Source organism: Roseburia sp. 1XD42-69, assembly GCF_003612565.1.
Taxonomy (GTDB): domain Bacteria; phylum Bacillota; class Clostridia; order Lachnospirales; family Lachnospiraceae; genus Roseburia_B.
The window spans coordinates 40,321-61,064 of the sequence record NZ_RAZG01000005.1; the positions used below are offsets into that span (position 1 = coordinate 40,321).

A 20,744-nucleotide genomic window follows, 5' to 3' on the forward strand; every position below is an offset into this window, starting at 1 on the left:
TGTGAATGAAACATATAATAATGCAAAAGATTTGATTTGCAATGTTATGCTTTACATTGTCCTCTTTCTCTACATTTATGGCAAACGCCTCTCCGCTCTTCATGAAAAAAAACACTACAGCATCTATTTTTCCGCTGCCGCAGTGTTTTCCTGTTATATTCTAAGCTATTTCAGCCTTTTTTTAGTGGGAAATCCAACGAATATCAGCCGCATGTTTCCGGTGATTTTTTCCCTATTTTTTATCATTATCGCCGTGTGCCTTACCTCCTACCAGAAAATTGTGCTGACTTTAAAGACAAATGCTGACCAGGAAATCCTCATTACCCGATACGAAGCAGAACGGGCCTACTATGAAGATGTGGAAAAATCTTTAAACGACATCTCTTCCCTCCGACACGATTTTAGAAATCATCTTCTTGTATTAGACAGTTATGCCCAAAAAGGAGATTTGGAAAACCTAAAGACGTATATTGCCAAACTCAATAAGGGCTTAACGGACATAAAATTGATTAAATCTCAGAGTTCCCTGGTTTCCGCTATTTTAAATGCAAAATCCAATGTCTGCCGTGAGAAGAAAATATTATTTACTGCAAAATGCACCTTTCCCTACATATCCATCAGTGATTTTCATCTGATAACTATTCTGGGAAACCTATTGGATAATGCCATCACTGCAGCTTCTAAGATTTCTGACGGACAGATAATTCTTTCCATACGGCAGGTAGATTCCTACTTGGAAATCTGCTGTGAAAACAACCATGCTGAGAAAATTCGCAAAAAGAATGAACAGTTTCTCACCACAAAAGAAGGAGATCATATATTTCACGGAATCGGCATTAAAAATATCAAAAAATCTGTTAATGAACTAAATGGAACCATAGATATTAAATATACGGATAATACCTTTACAGTAAATGTTTTCGTTCCCAATTATCGCTGAGATGCTGTATTTTTCTCATGTGAAGATTCCGCAGTTTTTCATGATTTCTTCTGCTCACCGGCACTTCTCTGTTCTTGCCCAGACATACAGAATCTGTCCTCACTTCTTTGATATGCCGGAAATTGACAATGTATCCCTGATGAACCGTATAAAAAACCGTATTATCTAATAACTGACTGGCCTGTTTTAATGTTATGTAACTTAATATCTCCCCGTCCTCCAAATGAAAGACGCACTGATTTTTCCTCTTTTCTATATATAAAATCTCATCCGTATCTAATAGAACTGTTCCTCTGTTAATCTTTACTTCAATAAAACGCTTTTTTGCCTCCACCGCATTTCTCTGATACTGCACCTGAGTTGCACAGCGGTTTAACATTCTCCTTAATTCCTGATATTTAACCGGCTTTACCAGGTATCCCAATGCCTCTGTCCGGTATGCCTCATAGGCATAATCTTCATAGGAAGTGATAAAACAGATTACTGCATCCGGATACACTTCCTTGATTTCTTTTGCAACGTCAATCCCTTTTTTCTCCGGCATATCCACGTCTAAAAACCAAATATCCTGCTTTAATCCCTGCTCCTTGATATCTTCTAGTAAATCTTTCCCCGAAAGATATTCCAATACTATTATCTTATTATTGCTTTCACTTTCATAAGCTTTCAGATACCCTTTTATATCATCAATAAAACATTGTTGGTCATCGCAAACTACAAGTTTATATTCATACATAATAGTTATCCTCCCTCTGCGTTCTCTGTCTTTTATTGTATATATCTTAGAAAAGATTACAAGTACTATGTGGCATTTGGCAGGATTTCGGTGACATTCGGTATTAAATTTTACAAATACATATGCATATAAACTTTATTTTAGACAACAAAAGTGCTCCCAGAAAGCCCCCGAAAGCAGATTGCACTTTCGCGGGCTTCTGATTATCATCTTACCAATTTCTCCAAGGGAACACATCTGGTCCCCCTTCCCCTGGCAGTTCCTCTTCCTCCTCCCAGGGCAGCTGGGGCATTTCCTGCCGGCCATCCTCAGGCTGCTCCTCTTCCTTATTGTTGCTATCCTTACTGTCAGAAGATGCCTCTCCTGTCTGCTGGCTGGACAATTTCACCTCTATCTCCGCTTCATCATAGGAACCGTTATTTGCGGTAAGTACGGTAAGTTTCACCGTATCCCCCACTTGACAAATGCTGATTTTGCCCTTTAATTCTTCCATGGATGCAACTTCCTCACCGTTTACTGCGGTGATAATATTTCCGACTTTTAATCCTGCCAGTTCCGCACCGCCGCCTTTTACTACCTGGGCTATATAGACGCCTTTTGGCATATTGTAATTCTCAGACACTTCATCTGTCACATCCACACCGTAGATTCCAAGATAAGGCGTGCCTGTGGTAGTTGTTTTACCGTTTGCTATCAAATCCTCTAAGATAGGCTTTGCAGTTGCCATAGGGATGGCAAATCCCATTCCCTCCACAGCCGTGTCGGAATATTTGGAAGAATTGATGCCGATGACTTCCCCCTTGGAATTGATTAGTGCACCGCCGCTGTTTCCCGGATTAATAGCTGCGTCTGTCTGAATCAGCTTATTGGTAAAAGTTTGTCCGCTTGTGTCATCCTGCATGGAAACTTCCCGCTCTAATGCGCTGATTACGCCTGTGGTAACAGACTGCCCATACCCCAGGGCATTGCCGATAGCAATGGCCGCCTGGCCTGCAGAAAGTTTCGTGGAATCTCCGATTACCGCTTCTTTTATTGTCTTTAAGGTATCTTCACTTAAATCTGACAGGTTTACTGACACTACTGCCAAATCATTGGAGGGAGCCGTACCTCTCACCGTTGCCTCTGCCGTGGAGTCATCGGAAAACTGGACAGTTAGAGTCTTTGCTTTCTCCACCACATGGTTATTGGTTGCAATATAAAGCTTATCCTGGTCTCTGCTGATGATAATCCCAGAGCCGCTGCTCTCACTTTCTATGGTGCGTCCCCCAAAAAAACTAAGAACTTCCTGCTGGGTTAGGCTTGTAATTGCCACAATAGAGGGCATCACCCCATCTACCACCTGGGAGATGTCCGTAGTCTCCGTTTTTCCATAGGTTTTTGTAGGCTGGATGCTGGTGGATTCTATCTGTGTCTCCGTATCTGAAATATCCCTTCCAGACAAATGTCCTTCCATAAAATAATTTGTCCCCTGAAAAGCAATTCCTCCTACAATGCCAAACACCAGTGCAAGGGATGCACATTTTGCAAGTTTACCTGTAAAACTTTTTGTGCTCATAGCCATATCTCCTTTCGTATATATGTGAAATTTACTTCTTTTCAAGGAGTAGTCTAACCGGAATTTATGTTGAGTTTTTGATTAAAATATGAAAATTTTATGTTTTACATGATTTCTCTGATTTCTCCAGTGTCCACATAATGTTTACAGTCTATTACCCTCTGATTGGCAGAACCTTTAAATTTTAACTGAATGCTGTACTCTTTCTCCACGAAAGGACCGTCCACCAAAACATCTATATAGGAAAGCATTTCTTTTGTATCCCCTGTGGCACATTTTCCGCCCTCCGCCAAATCAGTATCCAGTAAATATCCGGTATATGCCCAGATATTTTTCCCAGCACACTTCTCCTTTACCCTGCGCAGGAAAGGAAGAAGGCACTTTTGGTTTTCCGGTTCAAAAGGGTCTCCCCCCAATAGAGTCAACCCGGCAATATAGGGAGGTTTTAAAGATTCTATAATAGCGTCCTCCGTCTCCCCCGTAAAGACTTCCCCGTGGGCAAAGTCCCATGTCTCCGGCTGGAAACAGCCTTTACAATGGTTTCTGCACCCGGATACAAAAAGGACGGTGCGAACTCCCGTCCCATTTGCTATATCAAAATATTTTACTGCTGAATAATGCATGACAACTCCTTCTTACCTCAGATTACAAATGCAGCACCCGCTCTTTGATTTCCTGAGTCCTTCCCTGGTTCCAAAACTGGGTCCCAATATAACCGCAGGTTCTTCTGGCCACATTCATTTTATCCTGGTCCCGGTTTTTGCAGTTGGGGCACTCCCACACCAGTTTGCCGTCCTGGTCGCTTACAACCTTAATTTCCCCGTCGTAACCGCAAATCTGACAGTAATCGCTTTTTGTATTCAACTCTGCGTACATAATATTATCATAAATATACTGTACGACAGAGAGCACCGCCTCTATGTTGTTCGTCATATTGGGCACCTCCACATAGCTGATGGCTCCGCCGGGGGAGAGCATCTGGAACTGGGATTCAAATTTCAGCTTGGCAAAGGCATCAATCTGCTCTGTCACATGGACATGGTAACTATTTGTAATATAATTTTTATCTGTTACCCCGGGAATCACCCCAAAGCGCTTTTGAAGACACTTTGCAAACTTGTATGTGGTGGATTCCAAAGGAGTTCCATAGACGCTGAAATCGATGTTTGACTCTTCTTTCCAGCGTTTGCAGGCATCGTTTAAGTGCTGCATCACCTGAAGGGCAAAAGGCGTAGCCTCTATATCCGTGTGGGTTTTTCCTGTCATGTAAAAAGTACATTCAGAAAGCCCTGCATATCCCAGGGAAATCGTAGAGTACCCGTTATACAAAAGCTTATCAATAGTTTCTCCCTTTTTAAGCCTTGCCAGAGCCCCGTACTGCCATAAAATAGGCGCCACATCGGAAGGTGTGCCTTTTAACCTTTCATGCCTGCACATTAAAGCCCGGTGGCAGAGCTCCAGGCGATCGTCCAAAATTTCCCAGAACCTCCCCACATCCCCCTCGGAAGTACAGGCCGCATCCACAAGGTTAATGGTCACAACTCCCTGGTTAAATCTCCCGTAAAACTTATATTTATCCTGTTCGTCTTTATAGACAGTAAGGAAAGAGCGGCAGCCCATACAGGGATAACAGTTCCCCTGTTTTAGCTCTTTCATAACCTTTTCTGAAATATAGTCAGGAACCATGCGCCTTGCGGTGCACTCCGCCGCAAGCTTTGTCAAATTCCAATATTTGCTGTCCTCTGTAATATTGTCTTCCTCCAAGACGTAAATCAACTTGGGAAAGGCAGGTGTAACTAGAACCCCGGCTTCATTTTTCACCCCATAAATCCTCTGGCGCAGCACTTCCTCAATCACAAGGACCAGGTCATCCCTGGTTCTCCCCTCCGGCACTTCCCCCAGGTACATAAACACTGTAACAAAAGGCGCCTGTCCGTTTGTGGTCATCAGGGTAATCACCTGATACTGGATCATTTGAACGCCCCTGTTAATCTCCTCTAACACCCTGGACTCCACTACCTGCTCTAACTGTTTGGGATTTAGGGGAAGCCCTGCCTCTTCAAATTCCTTTTTCACTGTCTCCCGAAACCCCTGCCTGCTAATATCTACAAAGGGAGCTAAGTGGGACAGGGAAATACTCTGTCCCCCATACTGGGAACTGGCAATTTGGGCGATAATCTGGGTGGCAATATTACATGCTGTGGAGAAAGTATGGGGTTTTTCAATCATTGTGCCGCTGATTACCGTACCGTTTTGCAGCATATCCTCCAGGTTCACAAGACAGCAGTTGTGCATGTGCTGGGCAAAATAATCGGAATCGTGAAAGTGAATCATACCGTTTTCATGGGCCTCCACAATATCTGCCGGCAAAAGAAAACGCCGGGTAATGTCTTTGCTCACCTCACCTGCCATATAATCCCGCTGCACGCTGTTTACCGTAGGATTCTTATTAGAATTTTCCTGCTTTACCTCTTCATTGTCACATTCCAACAGGCTTAATATCTGTTTATCCGTGGAATTTGCCTTTCGCACAAGAGCCCTCTCGTACCGGTAAGTGATATAATTCCTTGCCACGGCAAAAGCGTTTTGCCCCATAATCTCATTTTCCACTAAATCCTGTATCTCTTCCACATTTAAAGCACGGTCCATCCCTGTACAGATGTCTTCTACATGTTTTGATATATCCTCAATCTGCTCCTCGGTTAGCTGCTCGCTGTCCACCACTGAATTATTTGCCTTCACAAGAGCCATGCGAATTTTGTCAATATCAAAAACTTCTTCTGTCCCGCTGCGTTTAATGATGTTCATATCCTTCTCCTTCGTCCTGCATATTCATTCAACCTATTCATCATATCGAAGTAGATTGTACTACATCTGGTATTAAAATGTCAATACTATTCTATATATTGTGCAGAGACTTTATGTAGTTCCGCAAAGCCCCCACAAAGTACAGGGAACCGAAAGCCACTGTCTTCCTCTCCTTCCCCGCTTTTTCCCCATCAAAATTTTGTGCAAATGCATCCTCCATAGAAAAGCTGTGCCTTGCAAAAACCCCCTGGCCCCTGATATAAGAAGCCAAATATTCCCCATTTAAGGCCCGCTCATGTTCCAACGTAAAAGTTACCACATCATGGGCAAGGGGAAGAATTGCATCTGCCATATGACGGTAATCTTTATCTACCAGGACACCCATGACAAAGTGAAATTTTTCTCCAGGATATAATTCCCTCAGGCTGTCCGCCAGAGCCAAAACCCCGTCGTGATTATGAGCCCCGTCTGCCAAAAGAAAAGGTTCTCTCCTTAAGACTTCCATTCTTCCGGGCCACTTTGCCTTAAAAATCCCCTGATGTAATGCCTCCTCTGAAATATGATACCCCATATCCTTTAGCTCTTTGAGGGCCAAAACCGCCGTCAAGGCGTTTTCCCTCTGATACTTTCCCAACATGGAGATTTGAAAATTTCCCACTCCGGGATAAGAGAATGTCTCCCCATCTCTTTTTATCTCTTGCCTTACCACAAAAGTAACAGGGATGTGCCGTTCTCTGCAGTACCTCTCAAACACTTCCTCCGCCTCCCTTGTCTGAGGCCCTGATACGGCCCGGCATCCTTGCTTTAAGATTCCTGCTTTTTCCAGGGCAATCTCCGAAATGGTATTCCCCAATATCCCTGTATGGTCATAGCCGATTTTAGTGAGGACTCCCACCTTAGGTATGCCCAGGGCATTTGTGGAATCCAGTCTCCCTCCAAGCCCTGTCTCAAAAATCGCAACATCACAATGATACTTCTTAAAATAATACAAAGAGAGCAATAGGCAGTAATCTGACATCGTAGGGCTTACCTCAAAATTTTGTCCTAAAATCCACTCTCCTATACTCCTAAAATCTTCCTTTGAAATTTTTTCACCGTCTATAGAAAAGCGCTCTCTAAAATCCTCTAAATGGGGAGAAGTATACATTCCCGTCCTGTATCCCGCCTCTGTTAAAACAGAGCGCAAAAAGGCTGCAGTGGATCCTTTTCCATTAGTGCCTGCGATATGGATAAAAGGCAGACCCTTCTGGGGATTTCCCACTGCAGCTAACATTTTTTCACTTATTTTTACGCCTGGAAGACTCCCAAAGCGGGGAGCTCCTTCAAATTTTCCCAATATATCTGTATATTCCATTTTCTCAGCGAACTAAACCACCATAATAATACCGCCGTCACTGGCATACATGCTGCTGATTCCCGCCGTATCCACCACAATGATTTTCTTAAATTTCGCAAGCCTCTCTATATCTTCCTTTACCGCCTTGGCTCTCTGGGGGCAGTTACAGTGGGAAATGGCCAAAATCTGGTTTTCCAAATCCTCTGTCTGCTTAAACATAGTGTCAACCATCTGTTTTAATGCCTTATTCATCCCTCTCGCCTTGCCAAGCTGGCAGATCATCCCCTCCGGGGTTGCCCCCATTATAGGTTTGATATTTAAGGCATTTGCCACAAAGGCTTTCAGGTTGCTGAGCCTTCCGTTTTTCCTTAAAACTTCCAGGGTCTCTAATACAAAGTAAGTATTCTGTGTTTTGATATACTGCTCCACCCTCTCCACAGTTTCCTCAAAAGAACAGCCGGACTCTTCACACTCCTGGGCTTTCATGCCAATGAGAGTCTGACCCACGGAGGCGGACCTGGAATTGAACACATAAATCTTTTTCTCTGTGCCGTGCTCCTCCTCAAAGAGATTTTTTGCCAGCACAGCACTATTGTAAGAGCCGGATAACTCTTTGGACAGCGTCACCACATAAATATGGTCCGCATCTCCCTGAAAAGCTTCCATATAAGCTTCCGGTGAAGGGCAGGAAGATTTTGGCCCTACAGGGCTTTCCTTTACACGCTTTAAAAAATCCGCCTGGTCGAAGGTCTCATCGTCCACCACACGATATCCATTGATATCCATTTCCAGGGGAACATTCACATAGTGGCCATCCTCTTTTAACTCCTGGGTCAGCTCCCCGCAGCTGTCAATCACAATTTTATACATTTCTACCTCCAGAACAAATACTTTCTATATCTTATCATCTGTTTTTCTATTATACGTAGTATTAATTACTACATATAATAGCACACTTTTTCTTACTTGTATAGAGGAAAATGTATAATCCCTTTGGAAATCGTCTCCAAGCCGGCTAAACTATACAAAATTTATAGTGAGCACATACTGCTCCGGGTCTTCCAGATAATAAATAGAAGATATCTTTTCGCAGTAATCTGCAATATGCTGATCCGCAATAAAATATTGGATAGCCTGCTGATACAGTTCCGGGGAGGAAAATTTCACCGACATCCCTCCTCCCCCCTGACTCCACGCCTGGGCAAAAAGACTGCCTACATTTTCCGGATTCCACTCCGTAAAGTATTTTCCCTCCCGGACAAAATAATTATTCTCCATACTTGTACATTCCGGCAGTGGAAAACTGCTGTCCAACACGTGGGTCCTGCTGATTTCCTCAGAGGTTACTGCAAGATAACTGTAATTTACATATTTTTCTATTTGGCTGCTGTCGTCTAAATACCTGGAATTTCCCCAGGTGGTATCCATATAGTAATAATTTCCGTCAAGCCGCACCAGGTTCCAGGCGTGGGACTCACCCTCTGCCGTACCTGTGACAATGGTGCTTGGAACTCCCAGCTTGTTTAAAAGATACTGGGTAGCGCAGGCATACCCCTGACAGACGGTTGCCCTGCTTAAAAAGACACTGATAATATTCTGGTTATTTTCCATGGATGCGTCATAATCCACATTCTGGATTAAAATTTCAAACACATATTTTGCCTTTTCATAGTCGGAGTTTGAAACGGAAATTCCAGCTAAAAGCTCCTCCACAGAATCGTCAATCTGTTCCTGGATGCCGATTCGCTCCTCATGGGACATGGTATATTTCGGCGTGAAATCCATTCCCACCAGTTTTCCCCCCCTGGTATACTGGGTGTAGACATAGCCGGAAACCCAAAACAGGCCGCCGTAATCCGCACATACGGCTTTGTAGGCATTTTCCAGAATTTTTGTGTCCACAGTGGAAACAGATACCTCTTCCTCATGGGATAATATGGCATCTAAAACTTCGTCATATACAATTCTTGTCTCCTCATCCAATGTACTGTAAGCATAATTGACGCCGAAATTTTCCGCCAGGGAAACCTTCGTCTCTTCCTCCGGCTTTTTTTCAATATCCGCATCCTCCCACACCGCCTGGGTATCCTCCGCCCCCCGGTACTCGGAACCGATTTCCTCCTTAATGCTGTTTTCAATGCGGCTGAAAGTTTCTGCAAACTCTTTTGTGCTGCAGCCCCACAACTGCAGAAATAAAAGGGCAGATAAAACAGATAAAAATGTTCTCTTTAACAAATTTCTCACAAGTATGCATCCTCCCATGTAAAATCATACCCAATACTTTCCCGTTTCGTCATATCATAACCTGTAGAAAGCTTTTATGCACTCTGTGAAAGCCTCCAAATCCTGTCTCCCCATAAACTCCCTGGCAGAGTGCATGGCAAGTATGGGGACACCCATATCCACCACAGGAATGGGAAGAAACGTGGAAGCAATGGCTCCCAAAGTACTTCCTCCAGGCAAATCAGACCGGTTCACAAATTTCTGGAAGGGAATATTCTCCTTCTGGCAAATCTGCTGTAATACGGCAACGGCCTCGCAGTCCGTTGCGTAGGACTGGACAGAGGATTCTTTGATACAAAATCCTTCGTTTAACACAGGCTGATTCGTAATGTCCATTTTTCCCGCCTGGTTGGGGTGAAGTCCATGAGCCACATCAAGAGATAAAAGCATGCTCCGGTAAATGTCCTTTGACACGCTCTGCCCCTCTTCCCCTAGGGAATGTAAAATCCTTGTGAGCACATCCCTAAGAAGCAGTGAAGCCGCTCCCTGTTTTGTCCTGCTCCCAATCTCCTCATGGTCAAAATACGCTGCGAGATTAATACCTTTTTTTCTTTGGGAAGTTGTAATGCCCTCTAAAAGCCCATAGACGGAAGTTAAATTGTCAAGCCTGGGACTTGAAACATATTCTTCCTTTCCCCCCAGGACACAGGGATCCTCAAAGCAGTACACAGTAAGTTCGTAATCTAAAATATCCTCCGGCTCTGCCCCAAGTTCCCGGGCCAAAAGTTCTTTAAAGTACCTGCTGTCTTTTTCCTCTTTCATATATTGTAAAACAGGCTGCAAATCCGTCTGTTTGTTCAGTTCTATCCCTTTGTTCACCTCCCGGTTCATATGGATTGCCAGATTTGGTATCGTCATAAGGGGACGGTTAAAATCCACATACTCCATCCTCGGTGCAAACACATCGCTGCTTCTTAAAGCCACCCGGCCTGCCACAGAGAGAGGACGGTCCAACCAGGTATTTAAAATCCCTCCCCCGTAAGCCTCCAGATTCAGTTTTCCGTATCCTTTTGTCACAATCTCAGGATTTGGCTTTATCTTAAAACAGGGGAAATCCGTGTGAGCCGCCCCCATGCGAAATCCGTCCCCCTCCTGGTAATCTTCCCCCAGGGTAAAAGCAATCAGAGTGCTGCCGCAGTAGTGGATAAAATATTTTCCCCCTCTGTTCAGCTCCCAATCCTCCTTCATGGAAAGTTCTGAAAAACCACATGTAAGCAGGCCTTCCCTGACAAAAGCCGCCGTATGGCTGCTGGAGGTTCCCCTTTTTATCAATTCAAATAATCCCTGTATATCCGTCATAGTATTCCGGTTTTCCTTTCCCTGTTCCCACACAATGCCGCTTTTAAGCGGCGGAGTCAAAACAGTTTGCTGTTACAATACAAGTAATATTTTACTATATTCTGTTGAACTTTTCAAAGGGATTATGATAAACTTAAGAAAAGAATGCAGATTTGCCCAGAAAGGATTTTTATGATTTCGCTACAACTAACCGATATAAAAAACTTTATGAACCAGCTTCTCCGGGGAGAAATTTTTGACCACTTCCTCATGCCGGAAGCTGTCATTTCCCAGGATATCACTTTTACCATTGACGGACACTTGAAAAAGGACTATTTTTCCAGGGAGGAATTGGAAGAACAAAATCTCACCGTGGGGGATATCCTTCCCTATTCCTATATGCGGCCTGCCCTTTACCAGTTAATACGTGGAAAAAAGACTCCTGTATATTTTAAATTTGTGCTGATGCTCTCCCCCATAAATCTGGAAAAAACCCTCTCCCTCTCTGAAAGCGGGCTCACTCCCTTAGATGTGGGGGGAATGTTTCTAAACATCACATACCAAAATGGTTCCCTGGCAGCCACCACGGGAATTTCTTACAAAACATTTACCACGGAAAAGACATTAAACCATGAGTGGGACAAAATGGTAAAAAAATTTCTCTCCAAACATTCCATAGCCTGGGAAGAAGCCTGAGTTTTTACAAAAATATGTGTTATTAAATTTACGTCATAGGAGGAACGTACCGTGATAGAAAGAAGACGAAACCCAAGAATAAACGTTACCCTGCACCTTAGCATTTCCGATTTGTACCGTCAGGACCCGGCTTTGGCGGACCTGAAAAATTTAGACTCCCCGATTCAAATTATAGATATCTCCCTGTCGGGAATTGCCTTTATCACAGAATGCGTGCTGCCCATAGGATATTTTTTTGACGCAGCGCTGGAAAATCCCGCCCATAAAAACAAAGTCTTTACAGGCGTTAAAATTATCCGCAGTGACGCAGTAGACCATAATCGGTATCTCTATGGATGTGAGTTTACCCATCAGCCTGATAATCTCCAGGCGCTTTTAGATGAAATGGCAAAATCTATCTCTGAGTAAGGGATATGATAGGTTTGGAAAAACCATCTTTCCCTGCACATAACAAGACAGCCGGCTTTGGCCGGCTGTCCGATACTATTTACTTATTTTTATTACTTTTTTATCAGAAGGGATTTTCCTGTCATCTCTTCGGGCTGTTCCATACCCATCATCTCAATCATAGTGGGAATAATATCTGCCAGACAGCCATTTTCCCGCAATGTGTAAGCATCATCATAATTTACCAGGATAAAGGGAACAGGATTGATGGTGTGGGCGGTAAAGCTTCCTCCGTTTTCATAGTCAACCAACTGTTCTGCATTCCCGTGGTCTGCACAGATAAACATCTGCCCGTTTACTTCCTTAATGGCGTCTACCGCTTTGCCCACACAGGCATCCACCGTCTCCACTGCCTTTACGGCAGCCTCTAAAATTCCGGTGTGGCCCACCATATCTGGATTTGCAAAGTTGATAATAATCACATCATATTTATCACTTTTGATTGCATCCACCAACTTCTCACAGACTTCCGGCGCACTCATCTGGGGCTGTAAGTCATAAGTTGCAACCTTGGGGGATTTTACAAGAATTCTATCCTCACCCTTATTTGGCTCCTCCACGCCGCCGTTGAAAAAGAAGGTCACATGGGCATATTTTTCTGTCTCGGCAATCCTTGCCTGGGTTTTTCCATGGTCTGCCAAATATTCTCCAAATGTATTTTTCAATTCCACTTTCTTAAATGCAATCTCTTTGTTGGGAATTGTCACATCATATTCTGTAAAACAGATATAGGTCACATCTTTTCTGACCCCTCTGTCAAACCCGTCAAACTCATCTGCACAAAATGCCCTGGTAATCTCCCTTGCGCGGTCCGGACGGAAATTAAAGAAAATAATACTGTCCTTATCCTCTATAACTGCCAATGGCTTTCCGTTTTCTGTGATAACGGTAGGCATCACAAACTCGTCTGTCTTATCCTCATCATAACTCTTGGAAATTGCCTCCCCTGCAGAAGCTGCCGTATTGCCTTCCCCAAGGGTCAAAGCTTTATAAGCCGCCTCCACACGGTCCCAGCGGTTATCTCTGTCCATCACATAATAACGCCCGCAGATAGAAGCGATTTTGCCCACCCCAATCTCTTTCATTTTTTCTTCCAGGGCTTCGATAAAGCCTTTCCCGGCAGTGGGGGAGGTATCTCTTCCGTCTAAGAAACAGTGAACATACACCTGGGAAATCCCCTCTCTCTTTGCCAGCTCCAAAAGCCCGTAGAGATGTGTGATATGGCTGTGCACTCCTCCGTCTGACAAAAGTCCATAGAGATGAAGTTTGGAATTGTTCGCTTTTACATTTGCTATAGCCTTTAACAATTCAGGATTCTGAAAGAAATCCCCGTCTTCAATCTCTTTTGTAATTCTGGTAAGTTCTTGGTATACAATCCTGCCGGCTCCCATATTTAAATGACCTACTTCGGAATTGCCCATCTGCCCGTCAGGAAGGCCTACAGCCAAACCGCTGGCATTGCCTTTCACAAAAGGACAGTCTTTCATCAAACCGTCAATCACCGGGGTCTTTGCCTGTGACACTGCATTGCCCTCTGTCTTCTCATTCAGTCCAAAACCATCTAAAATCATTAAAACGGTAGGTTTTTTGCTCATTTCTTTCTCCTTCTTTCTATTATTTATAATAAGATTTTTGTTTTCTTACCATATTTTAACCCAGGCCGAAGTATTTGTCTACCCCTGGGAAATGGTTCCGTCTGGATTCACGATAACTCCGGGAGCAGAATGCTTCTGCATAAAATCCAGTATTTTCTGTTTTTCCGCCTCATCCCTCACCAAAGATGTCTTTGTGTCCTTTTGAATACAGGGAATAAATCCCAGGGTCAATTTTCCTTTTTCATCTATAGTTACTTTTGCAAGACCGGTATCCTGAGTACTGCTGCTAAACCAGAAATTTCCCAGACTGTAAATAACAGGAACTCCCTCCACAAAATCAAATCCCTGTAGACAGTGGGTGTGGCCGCCGATAATCACATCTGCACCTGCCCTTGCAAAGGATACTGCCAGATTTTTCTGGTCTCTGCCAAAATTACTGTCCCCCTCTGTTCCCCAGTGAATATTAACAATCACATAATCGCTGTTCTTTCTCGCCTCTTTTATCACTTCCACAAATTTAGAGGGATCTAAACTTTTTAAGACTCCAGGTGAATTCTCCGTGGCCTCCTTTGTGTAATTATAAGAGCGCTCTATCTGGGTCGCTGATACAATGGCAATTTTTCTTCCGTTGCACACAAAATAGTAAGGCTTGCTTGCCTCCTTGAGATTCGCCCCTGCCCCCACATGGGGAATTCCAGCCCGGTCTAAAGTTTCTATGGTATCCAAAAGTGCCTCCGGGCCGTAATCATACACATGGTTATTGGCCACATTCACAATATCCGTACCAAAAGCCTTTAAATTTTCTACCCGGGAAGGATGCGCCCGAAAAGTATAGGCTTTTTTAGGAATGGCCTTTCCTCTGGTACTGTAGGTAAACTCATTGTTTACCATCATAATATCCGCAGCGTTCATCTCCTCTAAAAGTTCCGGGGAGAAACAATCATAAATTCCCCCGGGAGATTTATCCATATGCTTTGTGGTAACATACCCTTCTGAAAAATTAACATCCCCCGTAAATTCCAAGGTGATTTCTGACATGCTGCCGCAGACTTTCCACTCCACATTCTCCGTACAATACTGGCTGAACCCTGTCTGACCGCAGTACACAAGCCAGAGCACATGTATACTGTTCCCGGTAAGTTCATACCACATATCCTGCCTGGGATTTTTCGAGCAGCTCTCCTGGGCAAGTTTTAAGATGCATTCATCCCCGTATTCCCCATCCAGCCAGTTTAAAAAAGCTTCATCCAGGGGATAATTGCCGATAAACTCACTGGTACAGTTCTGTAAAATAACCTGATACGCATCATCCATCTCCTCTATGGAACTTGAATAACCAGAAGAAAATACAGGACTTTCCTGCTCTGTTATATCTCTCCGCCGTTCCTCCCTGGATTCCGGCACTTCCGTATCTTTTACCGTAAGCTCAGGACGGGTTTTCGCCCTTATACTTGTCACCATCTCCGCCACGTCATGCCCGCCGCTGCAGCCGCAAAGAAGGGAAACCAAACAAATTACAGAAAGAAGACACGCTATGTATGGTTTCTTTTTCATAGTCTCCCTTTCCGTTATAAAATATTTTCAATCTGCCAGTCAATTTTCTCAACGCCCCGGCTCTCCAAAAAGTCATTTGCCTGACTGAAATGCCTGCATCCAAAAAATCCCCGGTATGCGGACAGGGGGCTTGGATGAGGCGCTTTTAAGATTAAATGTTCTCTATTGGTAAGCATGGGGATTTTACTCTGGGCAGGTTTGCCCCAAAGCATATATACAATAGGCCTCTCCTGGGCATTTACCGCAGAAATCACCGCGTCCGTAAACTGCTCCCACCCTTTCCCCTGATGGGAATTTGCCTGATGGGCCCGCACAGTGAGAACCGTGTTTAAAAGAAGCACACCCTGGTCAGCCCATTTTTTTAAATAGCCGTTATTTGGAATATAACAGCCGCAGTCCTCCTCCAGTTCCTTGTAAATATTTTGCAGGGAAGGAGGAATTTCTTTTTGGGACACCGGAACAGAAAAGCTGAGGCCGTGGGCCTGGTTTGTGTTGTGATAGGGATCCTGTCCCAAAATCAATACCTTTACTTTACTCAGCGGCGTAAAGTGAAATGCGTTAAAAATATCATCTGATGGAGGATACACCAAAGCTTTATTGTATTCTTCCTTTACAAAAGTATATAATTCCCTGTAATAGGGCTTTTTAAATTCACCGGAAAGCACCTGAAGCCAGTCATTGTCAATCATTGCCATAATTTGTTTCCCCCTGCATTCTCACAGAAACTCCTTTTTCTGCAAGGTATCTTTTCAAATTCATAATCTCCAGTTCCTTATAGTGGAAAAGTGATGCCGCCAAAGCCGCATCGGCTCCTCCCGCAGTAAGGGCTTCGTAAAAATGTTCCTCTGTGCCGGCTCCACCGGAGGCAATCACAGGAATAGATACACTGTCTGCAATCTCCCTGGTAAGCTTTAAATCATAGCCCCCTTTTGTACCGTCGCAGTCCATACTGGTAAGAAGAATTTCCCCGGCGCCTAACTTCTCTGCTTTCACTGCCCATTCTATAGCGTCGATTCCCACATCTACTCTGCCGCCGTTTTTATAAATATTCCAGCCCCCATCGTCTCTTCTTCTGGCATCAATGGCTACCACCACGCACTGGCTCCCAAATTTATCCGCCGCCTCGGAAATCAACTCCGGACGGTTAATCGCTGCAGAATTTATAGAAATCTTATCTGCCCCCTCCCGGAGCAGCACCTTAAAATCCTCCACAGTTCGGATACCCCCTCCAACGGTAAATGGGATAAAGACTTTCTCCGCCACACGCCTTACCATATCCACCACGGTCCCTCTGGCATCGGAGGATGCGGTGATATCCAAAAAAACAACTTCATCGGCGCCCGCCTTGTCATAGGCAGCCGCAATCTCCACCGGATCTCCTGCGTCCTTTAAATCAACAAAATTAACACCTTTTACCACCCTGCCGTCTTTTACATCCAGGCAGGGAATAATACGCTTTGTAAACATAACTATGCCCCTCCCTGTACTTTTGCAAAATTTGCCAGAATGCGAAGTCCCACACCGCTGCTCTTTTCCGGGTGGAACTGACATGCAAATATATTCTCTTTTTCCACGGAGGCATGGATATTGGCGCTGTACTGTGTAACGGCTTTTACAATCTCCTCATCCCTTGCCTTTAAATAGTAGGAATGCACAAAATATACATAGGGGCTGCCTTTTATTCCCTGAAACAGCCTTCCATGATTCCTTAATTCCAGTGAATTCCACCCGATATGCGGAATCTTAAGTCCCTCCTTATCCGGTATCCGAAGAATATCCCCGGAGAGGAGATGAAGCCCTTCCACTCCCTGGCTTTCACTGCTGCCGTCAAAAAGAAGCTGGAGCCCCAGGCAGATTCCTAATATGGGTTTTTTCTCCGCCCTGGCCTCCTCAAGCATCTTATCAATCTCATATTTTTTCAGTTGTTCCATGGCTGCCCCGAAAGAGCCGACTCCCGGAAGAATCACCTTGTCCGCCGCAGCCACTTCCCTTCTGTCTCTGGTAATCACACTTTTTTCTCCCAGAAAACTCAAAGCTTTTTCCACACTTTTCAAGTTTCCGGCATCGTAATCCAAAATTGCTATCATATTTTTCCTATTCTTCCACTTCTTCCAAAAGTCCCAGGCTCTTTACAATGTCATAAATACGTCTTGTGTACTCTTTGCGGTCATGAAGAGCATAAATCTCCCTGGCTGTCTCCGGGCTTACGCTGAATTTTTCTCCCAACTGAAGGACAATATCCTCCTCTAATGCGGCAAACTCTTCCTTGGCACCGGACTCTTCAGCCAACTCTTGGTTTACGTCAAACCTTCCCAAAGCACATATGTAAGAATCCAGGGATTTCCTATACTGTCCAGCAAGATACAGGCTCTCTCCTGCCTGATACTCATTTTGTACGGAAGCTAAAACAACAACTTTATCATACAGTTCCTTTTCCCCGTCTTTCAGCTTCATCCCCTCTAAAATCTGATAGGCCTTAACATAATCCCCATCTTTATAGGCAGCTGATGCCGAAGATGCATCATTATTATAATTTAAAAGACTGGAACTGAGCAAAATAAACAAAGCAATGGAAGCGCCCATAACAAATATCAAAATAACCGGGCCTCTGGGCAGGGGCGGAGATAAATCCACCTCTTTTGGCTTTTTCGGTTTTTTGGGTTTCTTGGGCTTTTTCTCTTTCGGTTTCTTCTGCTTCTTTTGTTTGGGCTTTTTCTCTTTCTTCTTCTTTTTCTTCTTGCCCTTTTTATCCTCTTCCTCAGAAACCGGCTCTCCCTGTCCCGCACCATTTAATTCTTGCAAAATCTGGAGATTCTCGTCTGTAATACTTCCTAGTTCCTGACCATCCAAACCTGCGTCTGGAGAGGAGGAACCGCTGGAGCCTGCCGAGTCTCCTTTATTCCCTCCCTGTATCTCTTCCTCATCGTCTTCCCCAAAAAGAGCACGGGAAAGCTTTTTGAAAAAGGATTCTCCCTCACCTTTTTCCTTTTTTTTCTTTTTTCTTTTTTTCTTTTTTCCTGAGGAGTCCTCCTCCTCACTTCCCACAATATCTTCCAGGCTGACCTCTGTTACTTCCTGATCCCCCACCTGCTCATTATTTTCATCTGCCTTAAGCATATTCCCAATATCAGAAAGTTCCTCATCATTTTGTGACACTTCTGACAAAAGATCCATTAACTCCTTCTCATCCTGGGATCTCTCCTCTGCCTCCGGAGCTTTTTCTTCCTGCTCCGTGGATTCTTCTGGTGTTTCCAGGGACTTCTCTTCAGCAGAACTCTTCTGTTCCTCCCCTTCCGCAGGCTGCGTCCAGCCGTCATCCTCCATGGTATTGACCTCAAAACCATCCTCGTCCTGCTTTTTTTCCTCACCAGGCTCTGATTTTGGTTTCTGGGCACTTTCCACAATCCCCTCTAAATTGTCAAAAAATTCCTGCTCAGAAGGCCCCTCTTCCGACCCTTCCTCTCTGTCAATCTCTCTCTCGAAATCCTGGACAAACTCCTCCATATCCATATGCTCCAACTCTTTTTCAAAGTCAGCCATATAATCAGAACTTTTTTTCTCCTGAACCTGACGTTTATGCTCAGGAGAGATATTACTCAGCAAGGAGTCTAAATAATCTTCCGTCTTGTTGTCCACCGTGATACCTCCCTGTATCCTATTTTATCCCAGGAACTGACCAGTCCCTTAACTTATGAAGGGATGTGATGATAACATCACATCCCAATATCATCGTTCCATATGTCTGGTTAATCAAAACTACATGCATCAATTAATCTGTCAATAGCCTCTACCAGATTTCCAATCTCAGGTTTTGTAAGCTGTGCATCCGCACCAAGTTCTTCTCCTTTGCGGCGCATCTCTTCGTTTACCAGGGAAGAGAAAATTACAACTGGAATTTTCTTTATCTCTTCATCTTCTTTTGCCAGCTTGGTGAGACGGTGGCCGTCCATAAGAGGCATCTCAATATCTGTAATAATACAGTGGACTTTTTTGTATAAAGTCCCTGCTTTTTTAAACTCACAAATCTTGTCCCAGGCTTCCTGCCCGTTCATAGTGACAATCTGTTTGGTATAACCGGATTTCTTTAAGCAGTCCGTAATCAGCTTGCTCAAAAGCGGGGAATCCTCAGCAATCAAAATCGGGTTATCGCTTCTGTCACGGTTTGCATCGATGTAGGCATCAATATCTGAAACTTTCAAGCCTGTCTCCGGGCTGATATCCGTAACAATTTTCTCAAAGTCAAGAATGATGATTAATTTGTCATCCATCTTAATCACACCTGTGGATACACCGGTTTCACTGGAATTAATCGTTGCATCCGGCTTAATGATATCCTCCCAAGATACCCTGTGGATACCGATAACCTCGTCTACATGGAAGGCTATATTCAGCTTGTTAAAATTGGTAATGATAAACAACCCTTTATTTTCATCCTCTTCAATACCGATACAACGCTTTAAGTTAATTACCGTAATCATCAAATCCCTGGGCATAAACACACCTTCCACACAGGGATTGGCATTTGGAATAGGAGTCACTGGCTGGTATGATAAAATTTCTTTTATCTTCGACACATTTATTCCATAATGGTTCTGCCCCAGCGCAAATTCCAACACCTCCAACTCATTCGTTCCACTCTCCAAAAGTATATTTGTATCCATAAACCTATCTCCTCCCGGCGCACATTAAGTCTAATCTTATTCTATTATAGCATAATTTTTATCATTGTATATTGTTTTTTTAAAATTTTTACAAATTTATCGCAAATTGTTTTCCGTTCATTGTCACATTTAACTGTATGCCGGAAACATCGCTGATATCTTCCGGCACCTGGAAAAGCAATACCGTCTCCGCTGTTCCCCCGGCCTCTATATCCGACTGATATGTACTTAAGTCATTTAAAAGTATGGTGGTCTGTGCCGGCACTGACTGATCCCCGTTAATCACCGCCGTAAAACTGGGGGTCATTGCCAGAATATCCACATGGAGGGGCTGGCCGGAAGTATTCACCAAGTTATACTTTAACACAAGAAACTGCTTGCCCGTTTCCGCATCCACCGCATAATAATCTTCCGCCATGTAGGATTTTGTCAGCTCATGCCCTGTATAATCCGCCGAGACAACCCCTAAATCCAGGGCTTGTGTCATGGTAGCCCCTGTATTTTCCGGCTGTGCCGGTTCCGGTGTCCCCGGAGTCTGTGCCGGTTCCTCCGCTCCTGCCGGCTCTTCTGTGCCAAGGCTCTCCTCCGGTATCTCCTCAGTTTCCGGCAAAGGCTCCTGCTTCGTCTCCGTGGAAACTTCACCGTCCAAGACATCCGGCCTGACAAAAACTTCGCCGTCCTGCTGGTAGGTGTTAAACTTTGCCACTGCCTGTGCCGAATAATTTACAATCATGGACTGCTCTTCCGCTGTCATCTCAAACATCGCATCCCCGCAGCCGGACAGGGTGAGTGCCATCGCAAAAAGCACTGCCGTAATCTTCATCCGTGAATTTTTCATTCTGTGCCTCCACTGCC

At 44.2% G+C, this 20,744-nt stretch carries 19 protein-coding genes; 3 read left to right on the top strand and 16 right to left on the bottom strand.

Features of this window, described 5'->3' with window-relative positions:
• Position 1: 1 nt before the first annotated feature.
• Positions 2 to 940, top strand: coding sequence for a sensor histidine kinase (locus D7Y06_RS03790; protein ID WP_243119065.1), 939 nt, complete (start codon positions 2 to 4; stop codon positions 938 to 940).
• Here the strand turns inward: D7Y06_RS03790 and D7Y06_RS03795 are convergent.
• The 8 genes from D7Y06_RS03795 to D7Y06_RS03830 form a co-directional block, all read right to left on the bottom strand.
• Complete coding sequence (locus D7Y06_RS03795) at positions 906 to 1,676, bottom strand: LytR/AlgR family response regulator transcription factor (RefSeq protein ID WP_120406506.1); 771 nt, start codon at positions 1,674 to 1,676, stop codon at positions 906 to 908. The genes D7Y06_RS03790 and D7Y06_RS03795 overlap by 35 nt on opposite strands.
• Positions 1,677 to 1,887: 211 nt before the next feature.
• Complete coding sequence (locus tag D7Y06_RS03800) at positions 1,888 to 3,231, bottom strand: S1C family serine protease (RefSeq protein WP_158591218.1); 1,344 nt, start codon at positions 3,229 to 3,231, stop codon at positions 1,888 to 1,890.
• 104 nt (positions 3,232 to 3,335) lie between these two features.
• Positions 3,336 to 3,854: an anaerobic ribonucleoside-triphosphate reductase activating protein gene (gene nrdG / locus D7Y06_RS03805; RefSeq protein ID WP_120406508.1), complete on the bottom strand. Its 519-nt coding sequence runs from the start codon at positions 3,852 to 3,854 to the stop codon at positions 3,336 to 3,338.
• Positions 3,855 to 3,876: 22 nt separating this feature from the next.
• The gene (nrdD, locus tag D7Y06_RS03810) at positions 3,877 to 6,039 is read right to left on the bottom strand and encodes an anaerobic ribonucleoside-triphosphate reductase (protein WP_120406509.1); all 2,163 of its coding nucleotides are present in this window, start codon (positions 6,037 to 6,039) and stop codon (positions 3,877 to 3,879) included.
• A gap of 91 nt (positions 6,040 to 6,130) precedes the next feature.
• Complete coding sequence (locus D7Y06_RS03815) at positions 6,131 to 7,312, bottom strand: bifunctional folylpolyglutamate synthase/dihydrofolate synthase (RefSeq protein WP_158591220.1); 1,182 nt, start codon at positions 7,310 to 7,312, stop codon at positions 6,131 to 6,133.
• Between the two features lie 93 nt (positions 7,313 to 7,405).
• Positions 7,406 to 8,245, bottom strand: coding sequence for a DegV family protein (locus D7Y06_RS03820; protein ID WP_120406511.1), 840 nt, complete (start codon positions 8,243 to 8,245; stop codon positions 7,406 to 7,408).
• Between the two features lie 150 nt (positions 8,246 to 8,395).
• Positions 8,396 to 9,619 carry a transglutaminase domain-containing protein gene (locus D7Y06_RS03825; RefSeq protein WP_158591222.1) on the bottom strand — a complete coding sequence of 408 codons (1,224 nt, stop codon included), beginning with the start codon at positions 9,617 to 9,619 and terminating at the stop codon, positions 8,396 to 8,398.
• 54 nt (positions 9,620 to 9,673) lie between these two features.
• Positions 9,674 to 10,957 carry a M18 family aminopeptidase gene (locus tag D7Y06_RS03830; protein WP_120406593.1) on the bottom strand — a complete coding sequence of 428 codons (1,284 nt, stop codon included), beginning with the start codon at positions 10,955 to 10,957 and terminating at the stop codon, positions 9,674 to 9,676.
• Positions 10,958 to 11,128: 171 nt separating this feature from the next.
• Between D7Y06_RS03830 and D7Y06_RS03835 the strand changes: the two genes are divergently transcribed.
• Both D7Y06_RS03835 and D7Y06_RS03840 read left to right on the top strand, forming a co-directional pair.
• Positions 11,129 to 11,632, top strand: a complete 504-nt coding sequence (locus D7Y06_RS03835; protein WP_120406594.1) for a DUF5721 family protein — start codon at positions 11,129 to 11,131, stop codon at positions 11,630 to 11,632.
• A 51-nt stretch (positions 11,633 to 11,683) separates the two neighbouring features.
• Positions 11,684 to 12,040, top strand: a complete 357-nt coding sequence (locus D7Y06_RS03840) for a PilZ domain-containing protein (protein ID WP_120406513.1) — start codon at positions 11,684 to 11,686, stop codon at positions 12,038 to 12,040.
• A gap of 92 nt (positions 12,041 to 12,132) precedes the next feature.
• Here D7Y06_RS03840 and gpmI read toward each other — a convergent pair whose 3' ends face one another.
• From gpmI to D7Y06_RS03880, 8 genes are all read right to left on the bottom strand, one after another.
• Complete coding sequence (gene gpmI, locus D7Y06_RS03845; RefSeq protein WP_120406514.1) at positions 12,133 to 13,674, bottom strand: 2,3-bisphosphoglycerate-independent phosphoglycerate mutase; 1,542 nt, start codon at positions 13,672 to 13,674, stop codon at positions 12,133 to 12,135.
• 78 nt (positions 13,675 to 13,752) lie between these two features.
• Entirely contained in the window at positions 13,753 to 15,228 is a 1,476-nt protein-coding gene (locus D7Y06_RS03850) for a CapA family protein (protein WP_120406515.1), read from the bottom strand.
• A gap of 14 nt (positions 15,229 to 15,242) precedes the next feature.
• Entirely contained in the window at positions 15,243 to 15,923 is a 681-nt protein-coding gene (locus D7Y06_RS03855; RefSeq protein WP_120406516.1) for a uracil-DNA glycosylase, read from the bottom strand.
• Entirely contained in the window at positions 15,910 to 16,695 is a 786-nt protein-coding gene (gene hisF / locus D7Y06_RS03860; RefSeq protein ID WP_120406517.1) for an imidazole glycerol phosphate synthase subunit HisF, read from the bottom strand. Before hisF ends, D7Y06_RS03855 begins: the two co-directional genes overlap by 14 nt.
• A gap of 2 nt (positions 16,696 to 16,697) precedes the next feature.
• A complete protein-coding gene (hisH, locus tag D7Y06_RS03865; protein WP_120406518.1) occupies positions 16,698 to 17,315 on the bottom strand; it encodes an imidazole glycerol phosphate synthase subunit HisH in 618 nt (205 codons plus the stop codon).
• Between the two features lie 7 nt (positions 17,316 to 17,322).
• On the bottom strand, positions 17,323 to 18,864 hold the full coding sequence (locus tag D7Y06_RS03870) for a hypothetical protein (RefSeq protein ID WP_120406519.1): 1,542 nt from the start codon (positions 18,862 to 18,864) through the stop codon (positions 17,323 to 17,325).
• Positions 18,865 to 18,974: 110 nt separating this feature from the next.
• Entirely contained in the window at positions 18,975 to 19,889 is a 915-nt protein-coding gene (locus tag D7Y06_RS03875) for a chemotaxis protein (RefSeq protein WP_120406520.1), read from the bottom strand.
• An 88-nt stretch (positions 19,890 to 19,977) separates the two neighbouring features.
• Complete coding sequence (locus D7Y06_RS03880) at positions 19,978 to 20,727, bottom strand: DUF5067 domain-containing protein (protein WP_120406521.1); 750 nt, start codon at positions 20,725 to 20,727, stop codon at positions 19,978 to 19,980.
• Positions 20,728 to 20,744 lie beyond the last annotated feature (17 nt).

Coding starts and splice junctions, on each gene's coding strand:
- D7Y06_RS03795 (WP_120406506.1), bottom strand. CDS start 1,676: ATGTATGAATATAAACTTGTAGTTTGCGATGACCAACAATGTTTTATT.
- D7Y06_RS03800 (WP_158591218.1), bottom strand. CDS start 3,231: ATGAGCACAAAAAGTTTTACAGGTAAACTTGCAAAATGTGCATCCCTT.
- nrdG (WP_120406508.1), bottom strand. CDS start 3,854: ATGCATTATTCAGCAGTAAAATATTTTGATATAGCAAATGGGACGGGA.
- nrdD (WP_120406509.1), bottom strand. CDS start 6,039: ATGAACATCATTAAACGCAGCGGGACAGAAGAAGTTTTTGATATTGAC.
- D7Y06_RS03815 (WP_158591220.1), bottom strand. CDS start 7,312: ATGTTAGCTGCAGTGGGAAATCCCCAGAAGGGTCTGCCTTTTATCCAT.
- D7Y06_RS03820 (WP_120406511.1), bottom strand. CDS start 8,245: ATGTATAAAATTGTGATTGACAGCTGCGGGGAGCTGACCCAGGAGTTA.
- D7Y06_RS03830 (WP_120406593.1), bottom strand. CDS start 10,957: ATGACGGATATACAGGGATTATTTGAATTGATAAAAAGGGGAACCTCC.
- D7Y06_RS03835 (WP_120406594.1), top strand. CDS start 11,129: ATGATTTCGCTACAACTAACCGATATAAAAAACTTTATGAACCAGCTT.
- gpmI (WP_120406514.1), bottom strand. CDS start 13,674: ATGAGCAAAAAACCTACCGTTTTAATGATTTTAGATGGTTTTGGACTG.
- D7Y06_RS03850 (WP_120406515.1), bottom strand. CDS start 15,228: ATGAAAAAGAAACCATACATAGCGTGTCTTCTTTCTGTAATTTGTTTG.
- D7Y06_RS03855 (WP_120406516.1), bottom strand. CDS start 15,923: ATGGCAATGATTGACAATGACTGGCTTCAGGTGCTTTCCGGTGAATTT.
- hisF (WP_120406517.1), bottom strand. CDS start 16,695: ATGTTTACAAAGCGTATTATTCCCTGCCTGGATGTAAAAGACGGCAGG.
- hisH (WP_120406518.1), bottom strand. CDS start 17,315: ATGATAGCAATTTTGGATTACGATGCCGGAAACTTGAAAAGTGTGGAA.
- D7Y06_RS03875 (WP_120406520.1), bottom strand. CDS start 19,889: ATGGATACAAATATACTTTTGGAGAGTGGAACGAATGAGTTGGAGGTG.
- D7Y06_RS03880 (WP_120406521.1), bottom strand. CDS start 20,727: ATGAAAAATTCACGGATGAAGATTACGGCAGTGCTTTTTGCGATGGCA.